13 protein-coding genes and 1 pseudogene are annotated in these 19,192 nt (G+C 45.0%); 5 read left to right on the top strand and 9 right to left on the bottom strand.

Features of this window, described 5'->3' with window-relative positions:
- Positions 1-41: 41 nt before the first annotated feature.
- Positions 42-320 carry a stress-induced protein YchH gene (gene ychH / locus Z042_RS14480; protein WP_024910970.1) on the bottom strand — a complete coding sequence of 93 codons (279 nt, stop codon included), beginning with the start codon at positions 318-320 and terminating at the stop codon, positions 42-44.
- 312 nt (positions 321-632) lie between these two features.
- Between ychH and pth the strand changes: the two genes are divergently transcribed.
- From pth to Z042_RS14465, 3 genes and pseudogenes are all read left to right on the top strand, one after another.
- Complete coding sequence (gene pth, locus Z042_RS14475) at positions 633-1,223, top strand: aminoacyl-tRNA hydrolase (protein ID WP_024910971.1); 591 nt, start codon at positions 633-635, stop codon at positions 1,221-1,223.
- Between the two features lie 1,064 nt (positions 1,224-2,287).
- The gene (gene ychF / locus Z042_RS14470; RefSeq protein WP_024910972.1) at positions 2,288-3,379 is read left to right on the top strand and encodes a redox-regulated ATPase YchF; all 1,092 of its coding nucleotides are present in this window, start codon (positions 2,288-2,290) and stop codon (positions 3,377-3,379) included.
- A gap of 214 nt (positions 3,380-3,593) precedes the next feature.
- Positions 3,594-4,262 (top strand): annotated as a pseudogene (locus Z042_RS14465) (tyrosine-type recombinase/integrase); the annotation flags it as partial.
- Between the two features lie 58 nt (positions 4,263-4,320).
- On the opposite strand, the gene Z042_RS14460 reads toward Z042_RS14465, so the two are convergent.
- From Z042_RS14460 to Z042_RS14450, 3 genes are all read right to left on the bottom strand, one after another.
- On the bottom strand, positions 4,321-5,544 hold the full coding sequence (locus Z042_RS14460) for a hypothetical protein (protein WP_024910973.1): 1,224 nt from the start codon (positions 5,542-5,544) through the stop codon (positions 4,321-4,323).
- A 219-nt stretch (positions 5,545-5,763) separates the two neighbouring features.
- On the bottom strand, positions 5,764-5,970 hold the full coding sequence (locus Z042_RS14455) for a hypothetical protein (RefSeq protein ID WP_154666968.1): 207 nt from the start codon (positions 5,968-5,970) through the stop codon (positions 5,764-5,766).
- A gap of 394 nt (positions 5,971-6,364) precedes the next feature.
- The gene (locus Z042_RS14450; RefSeq protein ID WP_024910975.1) at positions 6,365-8,020 is read right to left on the bottom strand and encodes an RNA-directed DNA polymerase; all 1,656 of its coding nucleotides are present in this window, start codon (positions 8,018-8,020) and stop codon (positions 6,365-6,367) included.
- Between the two features lie 345 nt (positions 8,021-8,365).
- Here Z042_RS14450 and Z042_RS14445 point away from each other — a divergent pair, with 345 nt between their 5' ends.
- Positions 8,366-8,845 (top strand): hypothetical protein, encoded by a 480-nt coding sequence (locus tag Z042_RS14445; protein ID WP_024910976.1) that lies wholly within the window; start codon positions 8,366-8,368, stop codon positions 8,843-8,845.
- Between the two features lie 165 nt (positions 8,846-9,010).
- Here the strand turns inward: Z042_RS14445 and Z042_RS14440 are convergent, their stop codons facing one another.
- The 3 genes from Z042_RS14440 to Z042_RS14430 form a co-directional block, all read right to left on the bottom strand.
- Entirely contained in the window at positions 9,011-10,900 is a 1,890-nt protein-coding gene (locus tag Z042_RS14440) for a glycoside hydrolase family 10-like protein (RefSeq protein ID WP_024910977.1), read from the bottom strand.
- Between the two features lie 105 nt (positions 10,901-11,005).
- Positions 11,006-12,001 (bottom strand): OmpG family monomeric porin, encoded by a 996-nt coding sequence (locus tag Z042_RS14435; RefSeq protein ID WP_024910978.1) that lies wholly within the window; start codon positions 11,999-12,001, stop codon positions 11,006-11,008.
- Positions 12,002-12,072: 71 nt separating this feature from the next.
- Entirely contained in the window at positions 12,073-13,959 is a 1,887-nt protein-coding gene (locus Z042_RS14430) for a glycoside hydrolase family 3 protein (protein ID WP_024910979.1), read from the bottom strand.
- Between the two features lie 274 nt (positions 13,960-14,233).
- Here Z042_RS14430 and Z042_RS14425 point away from each other — a divergent pair, with 274 nt between their 5' ends.
- Positions 14,234-14,737 carry a GNAT family N-acetyltransferase gene (locus tag Z042_RS14425; RefSeq protein ID WP_024910980.1) on the top strand — a complete coding sequence of 168 codons (504 nt, stop codon included), beginning with the start codon at positions 14,234-14,236 and terminating at the stop codon, positions 14,735-14,737.
- Positions 14,738-14,835: 98 nt separating this feature from the next.
- Here the strand turns inward: Z042_RS14425 and Z042_RS14420 are convergent, their stop codons facing one another.
- Positions 14,836-16,752: a tyrosine-protein phosphatase gene (locus Z042_RS14420; protein ID WP_024910981.1), complete on the bottom strand. Its 1,917-nt coding sequence runs from the start codon at positions 16,750-16,752 to the stop codon at positions 14,836-14,838.
- Between the two features lie 287 nt (positions 16,753-17,039).
- Complete coding sequence (gene fdhF / locus Z042_RS14415) at positions 17,040-19,187, bottom strand: formate dehydrogenase subunit alpha (protein ID WP_024910982.1); 2,148 nt, start codon at positions 19,185-19,187, stop codon at positions 17,040-17,042.
- Positions 19,188-19,192: the final 5 nt, after the last annotated feature.

Here is a 19,192-nt window from a genome sequence, read left to right as displayed (position 1 = left end):
CCTCTGGTTGGTTTACAGGCCATTTCCTTTAATGATGTTGGTTAATGTGACGAACGATGTTGGTTGTTTTTACAACGTTTATCAAAATGTTTTATCCACCAGTAACGATCCGCAACTTGTTCACGCCCACCAATGCGTGCGCCAACCAGCCACAGCAACGCACCGACGAAAATACTCATAATCGCACCGTGGGCAAAAAACTGTGGCAGGTCAAATTGCGATACTTCAGCTAAAATGGAGTATCCGACCCCACCAATCATCACGACCAACCCGAGTCCCATTAAAACGTTGCCAATTACATCAGCACTTTTACGTTTCATATGCCACCTCCATCCGATCCTGTGCCAATTTGGAGTAACAGATAAATTGTTAATCCATTTTGATAAATTAATTATAGGCACTTACAGCGCAAGGGTATTGAGTGAGCGATCACAAATGGCAAATAAACACTAACAAATCTCTACCTTCTGCTAAAAGTTAGCCAACAAATTGAATTATTTCTTTAATGTATTATTCGTTTTTCAACCAATATTTTCCTGTACAAACCACCCCATCACCTATGATTTTGTCATTCTGCGCCCCGGCAGGTAAACTATTGCCCTTTCCATATCTCGATCACAGAGAATCTCCTAGTGAGTAGTATCAAATTAATTGTTGGCCTGGCGAACCCAGGCGCAGAGTATGCTCAAACACGGCACAACGCTGGGGCGTGGTATGTTGATTTATTGGCGCAGCGCCACAACCAACCGTTGAAAGAGGAGAGCAAATTTTTCGGCTACACCGCTCGTCTAAATTTGGCAGGTAACGATGTTAGGTTACTGGTTCCGACAACCTTTATGAACCTGAGCGGGAAATCCGTCGCTACGCTGGCAACCTTTTACCGTATCCAACCAGAAGAGATTCTGGTGGCTCACGATGAGTTGGATTTGCCCCCCGGCGTGGCTAAACTCAAGCTAGGTGGCAGCAACGGCGGGCATAACGGCCTAAAAGATATTCAGAGCAAATTAGGCAATACCCCAAATTTTTATCGTTTGCGAATTGGTATTGGGCACCCTGGCGATAAAAACAAGGTTGTGGGATTCGTACTTGGCAAAGCGCCAGCAGCAGAACAAGCGCTGATTGATGACGCTATTGATGAATCACTACGTTGTACGGAGATTTTATTAAAAGAAGGCATGACGAAAGCGATGAACCGTTTGCATGCCTTTAAGGCAGGTCAGTAATCGTTGGGCCGAGCGATATGAGTTTCACTCGCTCGGTTCACCTTCTTATCGGGCAAAAATGACACAGCTTATGTAAACAGCATGACTGATGAACAGCCTGAGCCTGCCCACCGTTCTGTGCATTCACTTGTTCTACCTGTTTCGCTGCGCGAAAAGGCCGTTCAATCAAGGTCTTTTTGCGTTCATTACGAAAATGAATAAAAAAAGAGGCGATCGAAAGCAATAAGAGTACTGGTGCCAAAAAAACATAGACTCCATTCATGGAATAGACATCTCCCTAGGAAAAATATAGCAAAAAAATAATTCGCGGATTCTATCTGAAAAAAATAATATCAACAATACTTACACATAAATTTATAATAACTCAGGTCCCCTAATCAGATTGATATAGGATATTTCTTGTCAAAATAAGAAGCCTCCTAATTTAAGGCAAGATAATTTCTTTAAACTAATCAACATATACAACCATCCATCGCGAATTCAATTGTCAATCACATTTTTTAAGGGGAAATTTCTTAGATAAAACAAAAAGTTATTCTTATCGTGCTTTACTGCCAGCCTGTAGGCTCTTTCATCGGGCCTATCCCTTTCTTTACTCCGTCAAACCCGCATCACAACAGGCATAAGCGGTTGATTAGCCTATCTCCATACTAAAAAATAGGCTTATTATCATAGGTGAATTTGAATAAATATCAACCAAGGAACATTGATGAACTCTGCCATGCAAAAGTACATTCATACTCAGATAATACTATTATTATAACGACGATATAAAGAATGCCCTAAGTAAGTTATTACCTATTACAGTGATAGCCAAAATAAATGAAACGTCATTTTGAATTAAAAGATGCATTTTAAATAAAACAAAAATAACCTATAGATAAAAATTATATTGCTTATTCCATGTACAATAAAATTCCGGTTTCACTGATACTGGGTGGCACCCGGCAACAGGCAGATCGAGATAACCGCCCGTTATGTGTATACTATTAGCATAATTTTGCCATTATGCTGCGAGTAAAATCTAACTCGCTGATAGTTAAGATATTTAAGGTGATATAAACATGGGATTCAAATGCGGTATCGTCGGCCTGCCTAATGTTGGCAAATCCACTCTGTTTAACGCATTGACCAAAGCGGGTATTGAAGCAGCCAACTTCCCGTTCTGTACCATTGAACCTAACACAGGTGTGGTACCGATGCCCGATGCTCGTCTGGATCAGTTGGCCAAGATTGTCAAACCCCAGCGCATCCTGCCAACGACTATGGAGTTCGTTGATATCGCGGGGTTAGTAAAAGGGGCCTCCAAAGGTGAGGGCCTGGGTAATCAGTTCTTGACCAATATCCGTGAAACAGAAGCTATCGGCCACGTCGTGCGCTGTTTTGAAAACGACAATATTATTCATGTGAATAACAAAGTTGACCCTGCCGACGATATTGATGTGATCAATACTGAACTGGCGCTTTCTGATCTTGAAACCTGTGAACGTGCTATTCACCGTGTACAAAAGAAAGCTAAAGGTGGCGATAAAGACGCCAAAGCAGAACTGGCTGCGTTGGAGAAATGCCTGCCACATTTGGAAAACGCCGGCATGCTGCGGGCTCTTGACCTGACCAGCGAAGATAAAGCAGCTATCCGTTACCTGAGCTTTCTGACACTGAAGCCCACCATGTACATCGCTAACGTCAATGAAGACGGTTTCGAAAATAATCCATATCTGGATAAAGTGCGTGAAATTGCGGCAGCGGAAGGTTCTGTGGTGGTCGCGGTGTGTGCTGCTGTTGAGTCTGATATCGCCGAACTGGAAGATGAAGACCGTGCTGAATTCATGGCAGAGTTAGGCTTGGAAGAGCCTGGTTTGAACCGTGTGATCCGCGCAGGTTACCAACTGCTGAATCTGCAAACCTACTTCACCGCAGGCGTGAAAGAAGTGCGCGCCTGGACAATTCCGGTTGGGGCGACCGCGCCACAGGCCGCAGGCAAGATCCACACCGATTTTGAAAAAGGTTTTATCCGCGCACAAACCATCTCTTTTGAAGACTTTATCACCTACAAAGGTGAACAAGGCGCCAAAGAAGCCGGAAAAATGCGCTCAGAAGGTAAAGACTATATCGTCAAAGATGGCGACGTGATGAATTTCTTGTTTAACGTCTAAATAGCTTCTATTGTCTCATGAGGTTTCAGCAAATCTCATTGGAATCAGAAAATCCTATAAAATCCATGCAATTGCATGGATTTTTCATTTCACAGAGTCTCAACTCATCTCGTAATAACGCAGTCAAAAATGAGTACGTGGATGAGTACAACATTCTTTCATCTTCATTTTAAGTGAGTACAGTAACGGTATAATAAATAAACAAGGTCCCGTTATGCTCACTGATACGCAATGCCGCACAGCCAAGCCGAAAGAAAAACTCTATCGGCTCAATGATTTCAATGGCCTCTACCTCGAAGTGAAACCCAATGGCAAAAAGGCATGGCGCTATCGGTTTAAACTCAACGGTAAATCCAGCATGTTTGCGTTAGGTGAATACCCGACGGTCAAACTTGCCGAAGCCCGCGAGAAATGCGAGCAAGCGCGTAAGCAAGTCGCCGAGAGAATAAACCCGGTGCAAGCACGTCAACTAGACAAAATCCGCAAGGTCAACGACGCATCCAACACCTTTGAGCTTATCGCCAAAGAGTGGTTGCAAATGAAAGACTGGGCGGAAGTCACCAAAACGCGCCGCCTTAATATGCTTGAACGTGTGGTATTCCCCGCAATCGGTAAGCTTCCTATCAGAGAGATCACCCCACACCACATTCTTAAAATTCTTCAGGAAACTGCTAAACGAGGAGCACCGACAGTTGCTGCTGAAGCCCGTCGCACCGTTTCATCAGTCTTCGAGTTAGCAGTAGCGACACTTAGAGCTGATAGCGATCCTGTCTGGCCTGTGCGCAAGGCCCTCCCTGCCAATAAGACACAGCACAAACAGGCATTAAATCCTCAGCAAATCGGGAAGTTATTAAGCTGTTTTGACAACAGTCGTGGCTCATACTAGGTTAACTATTGTAGTGAATCACACGAAAAACGCGCCCTAGCACTGAACCTGGTTCTCAAGCAATCGCCAGTTCAATCATCTCGAAGACTTTTTTCGCACCGGCGTTGGATTGCGTCAGCGTGATTTTCTGTTTTTTCCCATCTTTCAGCCATAGTGTGATTTGTTTATTCAACGCACCTGAAAAAGTGACCTTCTCAATATTACTGAACCGCGTGAAGAATTTCTTTTCATCCTCAAACATGCCCGGTAAACAATAGATAGCCTCATCGGTTAGCACTACGCCACGATCGCCTTTCCCTATCAGCGTTTCATCAAAGTAAACAAGGACATCCTCTTGGTTAAGAACTGGCAATGTTCTCGCAGCGGCAACAGCCTGAATAAAATTACCGATTTTTTTATCATTTAATCCATCGTAACGATAAAAGTGATGATCTTTGTGCGTCACATAGCGCTGTTCTTTTTCATGATTCAACCGATTGACGGGCTGTTCATCAGCAGTGGTGCTTAATTCAGCCAATGAACTGGCTAACGATACGCCCATGGTTCCAGCTCCGGGAACGATCGTGGAAGTGACCACTGTTTGGGTAACGCTGCGAGTGTAGTCGGCAACGACAATTCCTCGCGCGGTGGTGTATCCTCTCACCGATTGGGGAAGTTTCGCGGTCGTTTTTACTAAGCTCGTCTGGAATGCAGCACGCAGCGAGGCGACAATAGACGCAAACAACAGCACAATCATTGGTACAGATAGCAACATAACGGAGAAGAGAAACAGACTATGTTTTGGCGTATCCGAACGATCGCTGATACGCACGGTACATCCCGCTGCCGCGAAAAAGTAAACAATACCGCATCCTATCGTCAGCAACATATTGCTATTACCGTAATAATTAAACTGATAGATGACGGGAATTAAGAGGCTGGCATATAACGCAGCGCTCAGCAGGGTATCCGGCAGCAAATTTTGAATGCTCTCAAATGCCCTCGCGATGTTATACAGTATCCAGCATCCTAGGATTATCCACCCAATAACGGGGATCGCAGCGGCGATCGCCATGAAAATGACACTGACAATGATCCCGCCCAGAATACCCGCAAGGTGCCCTTCTGATACCAGATAGTAAATAAAAAACAGAAATGCAAAACCAATCATCCCGGGAATAACAAGAAAAATAGCTTCCGGTATGAAAAACACGCCAGCCCAAACAGCTAACAACAACAAAAAACAGAGGCCAGGTCCGGCATTCTGCGCTTTCACCGTTACATCCGTATAATTGGTCATACCGTCGTTCATCCTATTGTTTACTCACGTTTATACGCTATTGCTATCGTCATGAGTTGTTTTATTTAACTGTAAGACGCAGTAGCTCCCCTCAAGGGTAATAACCCTCAAATTGTCTTTGCAGGATTCCGATGAGAATTTCTGTCGTAAGTACCGTCTTAAACCGTTGCTTGCAGTCGTAAGGACAAGATTCATACCCGGTTCACTAGCTGTGAGCATTCAAAAAATATCCATCATCGCTACCCTGTTTAGATCATCAAGGTGTGCAACCGGCTTATCTAGAAAGAAGGAACCACCAAGTGTTCGTGCTTTTGACCGGGCAATATCCTGATGCAGGGTAGAAATTAATGCTTCACGTTCTTCATCGGTTTCAGGGCGCTTCGAGCGTCTTGCCTTTGACATCTGCTTGTCATCCTGTTGTGACATCAGCACTTTTCACGACATCATATAAGCAATGATAAGAGTCCACAATTTTTGTCAGGCCCTTACTATTGACCTAGCACATAATGCGATACAAAAAAAGACCACATTCCCCTTTGTGCAGACGAACCGTCACGGCACGTATTGAGCCCTAGGTAACCCTGCGGACTGATTGTGTTTGAATGTATGGAGTACATATCAGGTAAATGGCCCCGGCAACACAGTCATCTCGGCGACATTGGTCCAAAATGGATAAACAGGTGTTGTGGTAGCTAGCCTTAGATGAACACGTAAGTCAAAGTGAGTACAATGATGAGTATAAGAAATAAATACACTATTTCTAAAAAACTTACATTATTAGTTATCTGATTAAATTAATATTAATTAAGTTTCATTTATATCATATAACTTCCGAATCTAAAATTTGATCATCTGTTGATTCGTCAAAATACTCATCATCTACCTCATCAAAAATAAAGTGATTACTTATATCTACATCACTATCAAAAATATCCCCCATACTTTCGGAGTCATGCATTTCATTTTTAAAATTAAAAATAGGTTTACTTTTTAGACTGTCATCATAAAAATAAACATTATTCTCAAGTAAATCTTTAAAAAAATCTGATTCTTTTATAAAGTTCGTATTATTATTTTTTAGCCAAAGCCGTCTACCAGCTTCATATGTAAGAAGCCAATCGGATGAGTATAAGTTGTCTTTTTTACATAAATTTTTTAACTTATCAGTAAGTATGGAATGCTTAATGATCTTTGAATGATATAAATCAAGTATAATAAGCTTACACACAGAGCTAGACATTTGTTCTATTTCTCTAACAGCCTCTCTTTTTATTTCAATATGCAATTCTTTACATAACCATAAAAGCCAAGATACTTCTCCATGGTGATCTGCAATTGCATGAGACATGATTAAATTATTACAAAATCTCTCAACGGCTTTTTTATTTATTTGATAGCTTAAATTATAATAAGTGATTAATATATTAGTTATAACTTGAAGTGTATTTGGAAAACCATAGCCACATTTAAACAAATAGGCTTCAAATATAGACCAATTGCTTTTTTTTATAATTGATGAGCTTATTTGTTTTAGGGCATATTTAATAATACTTTCATCTTTAAATTTTTGCTCTAGGTTAAAAATAACTTCAAAATAATTATGTATATCATTTCTCTGCGAATGTTTCTCATGTGAAACACTTAATTTTTTTATATTATATTTCCATGATTCTTCAACTAACTCTTTAACTTCAATTATTTTTGTTTTAGATGCATTTATCTGTAGCTCATAACTACTAATTATTTTAGTTAATAACGCAAGAACTTTTTCAGCCTCATCACGCATATTAAAAAATAAATAAAAATCATCAACATATCTAAAACCCGCAGGCCAATGGCCTAATGCATCAAAAAGTTCTTTATCAATTGCAGTTCCTATCATTTCAGAAATTATATGTGACGTATCTGGCCCAATCGGAATTCCCATAGTTTGGCGATCTTGTAAACCCATTGACTTTCCATCAATACAATTGCCAAAAAACTCATCTGTCTTAGCTTGATTTTTTTTAGCTATATCTTTGGTATGCAAAGCCCATGGTATAGAATGAGTATATATTGACGGAAAAAAACCAGTTATATCAGTTATTAACGCATATTTGTATCCAGATGATCTTTCAATTTTTGCTTCATAAAGTTCATTAAATTTACTAATTTTTATCGCTCTAATATTTGGTTCAATTTTGGGTTTACTCAACGAAATATTACTTTTTCTATAATGCTTCTCTATCTTGCTCCAATGACTAGCAATTTCATTAGCAACGAAATAATATCCAATAGGATTTACAATGCTTGTTATTCTTCTAAAATAAGATGACCGTGCTACGGAATATTTTTCAACCTTTGTTGGGATATACCGACTACTTTTCCATATGGTTTCTATTTTTGGTAAGGCTTGTGCAAACGAAGTACTGCTAAAAGCAGGGGGGAGCTGGATAGGAAAATAACCATATCTTACTAAATCCTTAAGTTTACTCATAATTAATTTTTCATAATTTTATCAGCCAGTTCGCTTTATTTTATAGCATCATGCATATGATGTTTCTATTTACTTTTAACAATAAATAGTGATCTGACTCTAATTCTGACTACAACCTGTCTCATCCTTCAGCACAATCACCAAATACGGATGCCGCCAATCCTGCTTCACATCAATTTTCCACCTACACACAAACCCAGCATGTTCTGTAAGTATCCCGGTAAAACGAACCATTCACTTTTAGAGATCTTCCGACATACTGATTATGTTCCCTGTATGGTTATTGGCACTTTTGTCAGCGGCGCGCTTGCCACATGGAAATTAGCGGGCTCTTGGAGCTGGGTAATGCTTAAACAACTTGATAACGTAACGCTACAATTCAAACAAGAACCAACGTCTGCGGCTATAGGGAAGTATGAGATTGCTGTTGCAGAGAAAGGTACGGGAATCACCGTTCCTGTGCAGGTTGTAGAAGCGGCGATTCAGGTGGATGACAAACATCTGTTGTTATTTCTAACCGATGATGTGCCTTATGAAGAAATACTCAACATCGCACTGATCGATCTGAATGCTGGTGTGAAAGAGATGCTAACACTGGGCGGCGCATACCTGACGGGGTCTTTTTCCGACCTGCGCATATTTCCGGAAGCAGTTGAGTTCAGCTTTATTGGCGATACAACGTGGCGGGTTGAAATACCTGCAAAACCCTTTATGAAACTCCCATTTTCCAAAGATCCACGTGGCGTTTCACGCCCCGTAGCACTGAAGCATTATATTAAAATTACCGCCAGTCCCGCACCAGCACGCACTGACGGTAACCGCTGAACGTGAAATAAGAACATGTTACCAACAGCTAATTTGAGTGTGCCAAGTTTTATGGTGTCTCTGACTTTGTCAGCGGTCTGAAATACCAAAAATCCACGCAGCCGCGTGGATTTTTAGTCTTATGATATCGCAAAAAATTTTACAATTACCGCACCAGCTAAAAGGTCAGTTGGCCGTTACAGTCACTGGGGCGGTTTCATTCTGTGCTGCATCAATTGCACTGATCAGATAGGTATAGCCTTTATCCAAACTGCTGCTGTCCTGATAGCTGAAATTATTGCTGCTTCCCCGCCAGATTTTGGCAATGATATTCTTTGGATCGGCGGAAATAGCGCTGGGTTTACCGCTGCCGCGATAAATCACATAGTAGCGCGTATCGTTCTCTGGGCTATCCGACCAACTAAACGCCGTTTTACTGCCAGAGACGAAGTGGGCCTTCTGTGGCAACGTCGTCACATAGTGATCTAACCAGGGTTTGCTCGGCGGGAGCGTTGGGGTGCTGAGGTAATTTGCTGATAACAGAGCAATAGCGGCGTTCTTCGCGCCGTAGGCCGCCTGCCGCGCCTCCGGTTGTAGCGTAACATCAGAAACCAGCAGATCGTTGTAACTGAAGAAAACACTGCCGGCAACGTGGCTGAGTTCCTGGTTGTAACGTAGCTGATTAGGGATCTCTTCCGGGTTCATCCAGGCAGGATCGAAAGATCCGTTAGAAACATGCTTATAATTGGCATGGCCGATGTAGAGCTGTGTACGTGAACCTTCCATCTGCTCATTCCACCACTGGGTCAGTTCGCCATAAGGGGCGGCAGCTTGATCAAAACTCCAGTAAATCTGTGGAACAACATAGTCAATCAACTCATCTTTGATCCACAGCCGGGTGTCGGCATAAATGCTGCCGCTGTATGACTGAGAAGAACTGATCGGCGTATTGGAACCCAGTTCGTTGCGCTCTTTATGCTCCCAGATCCCAAACGGGCTGATGCCAAACTGCACCGCTGTGCCCTGCGCCTGGTTATGCTCGGTGATCACATTTTGCACGCGGCTAATCAACTGGGTGATATTATCGCGCCGCCAATCTTCAATCCCTTGCGGTGTATCGGGATACTGATTATTAATCAGGCCATACGCCTCAAATGCTGCTCTATCTTCACCTTTTTCACCAAACTGCACATTAACGCCGTTCACCGTAATGCGGTACGGGTAAAAATAATCATCGAAATGGATGGCATCAACATCATAACGGCGCACCACTTCTTCAACGGTATCCACCACATGATCAATAACTTCAGGGATAGCCGGGTTTAAAAACAGCTTTTCGTCAAAACTCAGCACCCATTGTGGGTTTTTCGCCGCAAAATTATCTGCCGACAGGATCCCAGCACTCACCAGATGCTCAATCTGCTGCTCCGTACTTAAAGCCAGGATTTCCTCGGTAGACAACCCCGGTTCGCTATCCTTTAGCAGGCTGCTGATCTTGGTGTTAGTCACCCGATAGGGGTTAAACCAGGCATGATATTCCATACCGCGCTGATGAGTCTGTTCAACCATCCACGTCAGGGGATCATATCCGGGATCTTGGCCTTGTCTACCGCTGAGGAACTGCGACCAGGGATTCAGCTCTGAGAAATAATACGCATCCAGCATCGGGCGTATTTGGAAAATCATCGCATTCATATTCAGTGCGCTGAATCTGTCCAATATATTCAGGTAGGTTTGTTTAAAGGCTTGCTCGCTGTTAACAAACGGCATGTTGAGATTATTGATGGTGGCAACCCAGGTGCTTCTGAAAGCCTGCTTCGGTGCAATGTAGCTATCCGGGATCGTGATAAACTGATTGGCTCCTTTATACAGTTCGACTGGGCTATTAACATCGTAGCCATAGCCCCCGTCACTGTTTTTCACATACTTATACAAAGGGGAATAGGATATCTTATCCGTGTTCTCATTACCGCCGCTCTTATTGGTTGTCACACTCGAATCACAACCGAACAGCACTCCTGTCACCAGAACCAATGTGGTCAATTTTGCTATTTTGGAAAGTGGATAATTGTGCATGTACAGAATCCTTACCGAGTCGATGAGATAAACAGTGACAGGGTTCCCGCTCCTGCCAAACAAATGCTGAAGTGGACTTTACCACTCCAGCATTCAACCAAAGCATTACCAGGAATATTTAACGCCCGCAGAATACAAACGGAAATCCTGCCGGTTGTTGTCTCCAGAGGTAATGTTCACTACCTGATTATTTTTGGATTTATCCCAATGTGTGGTTTCCCACGCCATATTCGTCCACAACGTCATCTTGGCAGTCAGATTATAATTGACAATAAAACCGAGTCTTAATCCCCCTAAATCCGCGCTGTTGGTGGTTTCACCCGTCAGCGGGTTATAGTTTTTCTCACTCAGGAAGAAACGAAAATAAGGTTGCAGATTCCATTGTTCATTAATCTTGGTGGGGAAGTACCCGCGAATCTGATTCTGCTCCCAGGTTTTATTACCGCTGCTGTTCCAGGTCCAGTCGGTGTAATACATCAGCTTGGCACTGAAATTATCGTTAAAGCGGTATTGGAAGCCGTGCTCACTTTCCCATTCCCATTGGTTGACGTTGGGCCCAGAGAAAGTGTTATCGTAGTAATACCCAGCATCCCAGAAAACAAAAGAAAATTGTTCGTTAAAATTATACCCACCACTTGGGATCAACCAGTAGGAATGGTAGGAGTTTTTGGCTGGTTGCCCCGCTCTGACATCGTTCGATTCTTTTCTATAAACGAAACTGAGATTCAGGTTGCCGTCATCCCCTTTATACAATTTACGATTAGCCTGTAACTGAAAACGATTACGGTTAAACGAGGTCGGCCTGGATTCATAGCTCGTGGTATAATTCCGCATCGATACTTTATATTCCATAAAGTAACTCCAGTCAGAATCAGGTTTATTAAGTGCTAACTGAACCACCGGGCTGACTTTATCAAAGACTCTCTCGCCATTAACTCTGTGGCCTTTAAAGTCCTCTATCTCCAGAAAAGTATTTGTATTTATATTCCATGGTAGAGCTTGTAATTCCTGGGCTTCGAGCTGATCGTCTACTTTTGCCATGGCAGAAAAAGGATGAGCGAACAGGGCCAGCGAAACTAATGCCAACTGATAGTTTTTCATATAATACCTTGTTGATTTTTTTAAAAGTAACCTGAGCCCATATCCATAGGCTCTCTAGTTAAAAAATAAAATTAATACGTTAAGCCATGCCCGAACGGGTAAATAATATCACCTTGCGGATTTCTAATATCGACAGGTAATTTACCTCTTGGTGTATTCAATGCTGAGTGGCTATCGTTAGTTTTAAAGAGTGTTCTGATACCTGCCTTGATATTAGCTTCTAGGGAGTTACGGTTATTATTGGTCACATCAAAACCAGTAATGCCATAAATAGCCAGATTAGCTTTCACATGATCCAGGTAGGCAATGTCGTAGGGGTTACGGGACGAAATAACCACTAAAGGTTTATGCAACGCTGCGGCTTGATCGATAACTTTCTGCGCTGCGGTCTGTTTAGCTTTCAGATTATAGGTGATCAATATCACCAGATCGTTGGCCTGAATATTTTCTGCCAGATCATTTGGCAGAGTATTTTCATCCAGTTTAAACGCTAAACTGCTCACGGCAATCTGCTGCCCCTTCAGTTCACTGGCAATATTTTGCAGCTCATCGCTAACGATCTTATTGCGGGCATTCTCATCGGAGATCACTAACAGATTATTTTGCGCCTTTAATTGATAAGGCAATAACCGCTCGTTTTTGATCAACGTGATGGCATTTTCAGCAACCTGCTTCTCAAAGCGTTTATACTCAGGTGACGCCACTACCGACTTGGCAAAATCCAAGGTATGTGGGCTGTATGGTGTCAGCTTATTGGCCAGTTTGGTCTGCACCACCTGTGTTGCCGCCTGCTGCAAGCGTGCTGCAAGTTCAGGTTTTTTCTGGCTTTCCGTTTCAAGATAGCGGTAAAGTTCTTCCAGTTGGGTAATACCCTGCTGATCCCAGATATGCAACGGCATAACCAGCACATCGCTGCCTGCCATCAAGGCCATTTCAACGGCTTCAGACGCCCCGAAGTTATCGACAATTGCCCCCATATCCAATGCATCGGTAAACACCAGCCCTTTAAACTGGAGCTCGTCACGCAATATCCCACTGATAATTTTTTTGGATAACGTGGCCGGCAAACCAATTTCAGTACCGTCTTTTTTGGAGATGACTTTCGTGTCGTCCAATGCCGGTACAATAATATGCGCGGTGAGCACTGCATCAATACCTTGCGCTACGACGTTTTTGAAAGGTAATAGATCCGATTGCCGCCATTCACTTTCAGAATAAGACACCTGCGGCAAGCCGAAGTGCGAATCCGTTGCCACGTTGCCATGGCCAGGGAAATGTTTTGCCGTCGCCAGTACAGAGTGTTGGTGCAACCCTTTGATGTAGGCTGTCGACATGCTGTTGACTAATGCAATATTGCTACTGAACGAACGAACACCGATAACGGGGTTATTTTGATTGGTGTTAATATCAACCACCGGAGCAAAGTTGATATGTACACCCAAGGCGTTGAGTTCCGCGCCATGCACTTCGCCAACCCGCTGTGCCATGCTTTCATTGCGTGTTGCAGCCAGGGCCATATTACCCGGCATTTCTGTTCCCTCACGCAGGCGCGTCACATAGCCCCCTTCCTGATCGGTGCTGATCAGCAAAGGCAGTTGATAACTGGCTTTCTGGAGATCTTGTATCAGTTGATAACTCTGTGGCGTGTTAATAAAGTTTTCACGGAAAAGAATCACTGAGCCTAAACGATAATCAGCGATCACTTTAGCAAGCTCTGCGGGCAACACCGTCACGTTCTCAGGTTCTCCTGCCGCATTTTTACCCCAGTTACGCACATCCAGCATCAAGATCTGACCAATCTTTTCTCTGGTACTCATTTGCGAAACGAGTTGTTCGGCATTTTCCTTTGGTGCTCTCCACAAGTGTTCTTGCTGGCTGGCAGTTAACTGTGCGTAGGCACAGCTCACTGATAACCCGGCCATACAGGCTGCAATGGCCGTTAATCCTATTTTTTTCATTGTATTTCCTTGTCATCATCCCAAAATGAAATTGGAAAATAATAAATTCCACAAAAGATAACAAAAAAGAATTTAATATTCTTGTCATCGGTCACACTCCTTATCACCGATTGCAGAAATCCTCTTCAAAATTTGGGAATTTAGGATAATGACGAGGTGCATAGGGAGGGTTATTAAAGGAGCAACATATCTTGTGTTTACTGCTTCCTCTCAGGCAGGTTTTCCTGTAAGAATCTAAGGGGTATTTTTTGCTTGTACAGGGAGTGATTCGCGCATGTATACCATTGATAGTGCAGTTGTTACTGATGCAGAGCACATCCTTGCCCTGCAAAAGTTGGCGTATCAGTCCGAAGCCAGGCTTTATCAGGATTGGAATATTCCCCCATTAACACAGTCAATGAGTTCTTTAATTACAGAGTTTTCTGATCATGTAATTCTTAAGGCGGTGATTGATGGAGCCATTGTAGGCTCAGTTAGAGCAAAAGCTGATAATAACCGCTGCCTGATCGGTAAATTAATTGTTCAACCGGAATATCAAGGGCGAGGAATAGGTTCTGCGCTGCTTGCTGCGATCGAAACGCATTTTCCATCAGTATCTTATTATCAGCTTTTTACCGGGAGTTTAAGCAGCGCAAATATTCGCTTATACCAACGCAACGGATACTGTATTTCTCATAGCAGCCCGTTATCTGATAGGATTTCTATCATTTTTCTTGAAAAAGCGGCAAGCAGCCAGTGCGGAAAAAACCATCACAATGACAGGTCGCCAACGGGGTAACCCCCTTGGTGCAGTAAAAATATCTCCGTCTGAGCTGACGGTACATAAGGCTACCGTCAGCAACTAGCGATCAATGCAACGTTCAATACCTAACGCAGTTAAAATGCATAACTGATGGTCAGGTTACCGCTATACCCATGATTATCTTTTCCTCCTGCAACATTGCCTCCGGCCATTAGGGTTAATGGCCCACGACTAGCGGCCAGATTTACTCCGCCTTTAACCTGATTACGGCTGGAGAAGGCGGCATCCTGTACAATCGAGTATCCTTCAAGCTGCCCTTGGCTGCTGAAAGAAGGGGAACTGAGGAAATGTTCATAACCAAGGTTTACCATCGGAACAACCGACCATGCCCCAGATTGGAAAGGCCCAACGCTCATCGTGAGATTGGCCGTAGCACTGGTCACAGTTTCATCAACGCTATCCATCTTAAGCGCCATTTCACTGCCATTTTCCTGAAAACTGTTAAGGCGCAGATGTGACACCCTCATGCCCACAGAAGGCTCCAATGTCATACTTGGCAACCTGTACACATAGCCAAGAGCCGCCTTGGCGCCTATCTGGTTACCCCGCGTATCGCCCCGTGCCGTTCCTAGCCCCCCACCTATTTCACGCTGGCTTTGGTAGTCAATGATACCGGCATTAAAGCCCAGTGCCGTGTAGAAGCCTTGCTCCAGGCCAGTAAAACCGTAGCGGCCACCAAACCCCAGGAACGTTGTATCAGTATCAACCTGCCCCTGCGCGCTCTCCACCTTGCCACGGGCATACCCGAGATCGCCGTAGACACTTAGGTTGGCATTCATCCGCTGGGTTACCCCGAAGATAATGCCATACGTATCTTCGTCACTGCTGGCGATCCGATCGCTGCCATCCATTCCAAGATGGTCTGCCAGTATGTGCGCCCATGCTTTATTTTGACCGTTTTCCAGTTCGTGCCCCGCAACATAAGGCTGCATGGCGGAATCAAGGGTACTCGGCTGCCGCAGCAAATAACTGCCCGAATCGGCATGCACTTGGCCCCCTACCCGTGATTCAACGCCCCCCAAAGTTCCCGCATCGACCGCCGATTGCAGATAATAGTTGTAAGACGTGTAATGGCCTGACAAAGCACTGTTTTGCAATTCATTCAGGAGTTGTGCCCCTGCGGCAGCGTTGCCCTGGCTAGATTCCTGCCCAGGAAGCGTTGTATAGGCCACCATCTTGCCACGCAGGACATAAATGGTTTCTTGTGACAAACCCAGGCCATTTTTTAAATAATTATCTATATCACCATATTGAGCCTGCACCGTATCCAGACCGGTTTGCAGATAACTGGCTTCAACGGTGAGTAACGGTTTATAAATCGCGGCCATATCGGCTGGCATTTGAGCCAAGGTGGCTTCAACGCGCATTTGGCTATAGTCGTTAGTCGCCAGATAATCTTCCATAATGGTTTGGCTATCCACGCCCGCAATACTTTGCAACAGTGCCGCCGTCCAACCAGTGCGATCTTTGCCTGCCGTACAGTGGAATAAAGCAGCATCTTCCGTTGCGGCCAGTTCATTGAACAATAAACCAAATTGACCGCGCATCACTGCGTTATTAACAAACTCAGCATTCACTCTTTGCATCATGGCAATAGATTCATCCGCCGTTGTGGGTGAAACACTGCCAATATTGCTGCCAGAAGCAATATTGCCGAGAATATCGATATGTTGATAGCGGGCTCCGGTGGGTAAAGTATCTGGCGTACCCGCAATTTCATCTTCTGTGCGTAAATCAAAAACTTTTTCAATCCCTAGCGTATTAAAAACCGGTAAATCGCTGGCCGAAGGGGTTAACGCATTAGAACGATAAAACACGCCTGAACGCATAATCCCATTATGACTGGTGTTGTAGGCAGTTTGAGTACCCGCCACATCGCGGAAATTATCGATACCGCTAAACTGCGGCGTATTGAGCATAACATCAGAGGCTAGTGCCGCCGTGATCGACAGGCTAACAAATGAAAGGGGAACTACCAGACGAATCATCATAGTAAACGCTCCATATCCATATAAAATGCATGGATATAGTACCATGTGATACTGACTGAATACTGTCTATTCCATATATATTATGGGGTTTTCTGATCGCCTCAATTGATAAATCAACGCCATTACTTCAGGCCGATTTATAAAATGCAGTTAATGCTGAATATTTATGATTTTGGAAACAAAAATGCGGGCAATATGCGTTTCTTTATCGACTATCTGGCTGGATTCCACCGTTCAGGACACTAACCACCACGCCCAGCGAGCAGGCGTGGTGTCCCTACCAAAAATCAGGCGCTCGGCGCCGCCTCCAGCAGTTGTTTTTTCAGTGCGCTGTAGCGCTGTTGCACTTCCGTCTCTGCCCAAGCCTGATCGGCAATAGCATCAACCCGCACCGCACAATGTTTGAACTCCGGCGTTTTGGATACCGGATCAACATGATCCAGCGTCAGCTCATTGCAGGCGCCAATCCACCACTGATAGGTCATATAGACCGCACCAGCATTGGCCCGCTCAGTCAGCGCGGCGCGTGCCATCACCTTGCCACGACGCGAGACAACCCAAATCAGCGCCTGATCGTCAATCCCCCATTCACTGGCATCATGAGGATGGATCTGCACATACCCCGGTTCATCTGCCAGCGTCTGCAACGCCGAACAGTTACCGGTCATTGAACGGCAGCTGTAGTGGCCTACCTCTCGCACCGTACACAGCGCCAGCGGATAGGCCTGATCCGTTTTTTCATGCGGTGGCTGCCATTCGGCGCTGCACAAGTAACCTTTGCCATTCGGCGTACTGAATTTATTACCTTCATACAGATAAGGCGTGCCGGGGTGATCTTCACTGGGGCACGGCCAAGCCACATAACCGAGCCCTTCCATTTTATCGTAGGTGGCGCCATAGAAATTCGGGCACAGTTGGCGTAATTCGTCCCAGATCTCACGCGTGTTTTGATACGACATTGGATAATCCATCGCGCTGGCCAGCAGGCTGATGATCTCCCAATCAGGCTTCACGTCTCCTGCCGGTTCAATCGCCTTGCCGAAACGCTGAAAACCGCGATCGGCACAGGTATAGACGCCTTCATGTTCCCCCCAGGACGTGGCGGGCAGGATCACATCCGCCAGGTAAGCCGTTTTGGTCATGAAGATATCCTGCACGATCACCAGTTCCAACTGTTCAAAGGCTGTGCGCATCGCCGCCAAATCCGGTTCGGTTTGGATCGGATCTTCGCCAAAGACGTAATAGGCTTTCAGTTTTCCTTCAGCCACTTTGTGCGGCACATCGGTGATGGAGTAACCAATTTCCATCGGCAGGCGCTCAACCCCCCAGGCTTTGGCAAATTTAGCGCTGGCCACCGCATCCCCCACTTTCTCATAGCCGGGGAAGGTATTGGGCAGCACGCCCATGTCGCAGGCACCCTGCACATTATTCTGCCCACGTACCGGGCCAACCCCCACGTTGGGCCGCCCTAAATTGCCGGTCAGCAACGCCAGTGAAGATAGCCCTTTGACCACATCCACCGCCTGCCCCCACTGGGTAACGCCCATGCCCCAAAGAATGGTGGCCGTTGGCGCGGCAGCATAGGTACGAATGGCTTCGCGGATTTGCTGCGCCGTCAAACCGGTGATGTTAGCCACATATTCTGGCGTGTATTTTGCCACCGTCTGGCGCAGTTGATCGAAACCTTCGGTATAGGATTCGACATAGCTCTTGTTGTATAAGCCTTCTTCGATCAGAACATGAATAAACGCATTCACCAGCGCCATATTGCTGCCGTTCTTCAACGGCAACCACTGATCGGCGATGCGCGCGGTTTCAATGTAACGCGGATCGCAAACGATCACTTTGGCACCTTTGGCTTTCGCCTTCAGGATGCGCCGCGCCACAATCGGGTGCGAATCCGCCGCGTTATAGCCAAAAATCAGCAGGCATTGGGTATTTTCCAACTCATTAATCGAGTTGCTCATGGCCCCGTTGCCCAGCGTCTGTTGCAGGCCCGCCACCGATGGGCCATGGCACAAACGGGCGCAACAGTCGATATTATTAGTGCCGATCACCGCACGGGCAAACTTCTGCATCACATAGTTGGCTTCATTGCCTGGGCCGCGCGAAGAACCGGTCATCATGATCGCATCAGCGCCATGCTGCTGCTTGATGGCAGACAACTTTGCGCTGATATAGCTGATGGCTTCATCCCAGCTTACTTTCTCAAATTCACCGCCCCGCTGGCGGCGGATCAATGGGGACGTTAAACGGGGGGTCAGCAGTTTGGTATCCTGCAAGAAATCCCAGCCGTAATAACCTTTCAGGCACAGTTCCCCCTGATTGGTCACACCATTGGCCGGTTGAGCACTGACTATTTTGCCATTCTCCACCAGCAGATTCAGTTTGCAGCCAGAACCGCAGTACGGGCAGACGGTGGTGATTTTTTCCATGATAA

The sequence above is a fragment of the Chania multitudinisentens RB-25 genome, assembly GCF_000520015.2.
Lineage (GTDB): Bacteria > Pseudomonadota > Gammaproteobacteria > Enterobacterales > Enterobacteriaceae > Chania > Chania multitudinisentens.
The sequence above is the reverse complement of the archived record's forward strand: the minus strand, read 5'-3'. Positions and strand labels throughout refer to the sequence as shown.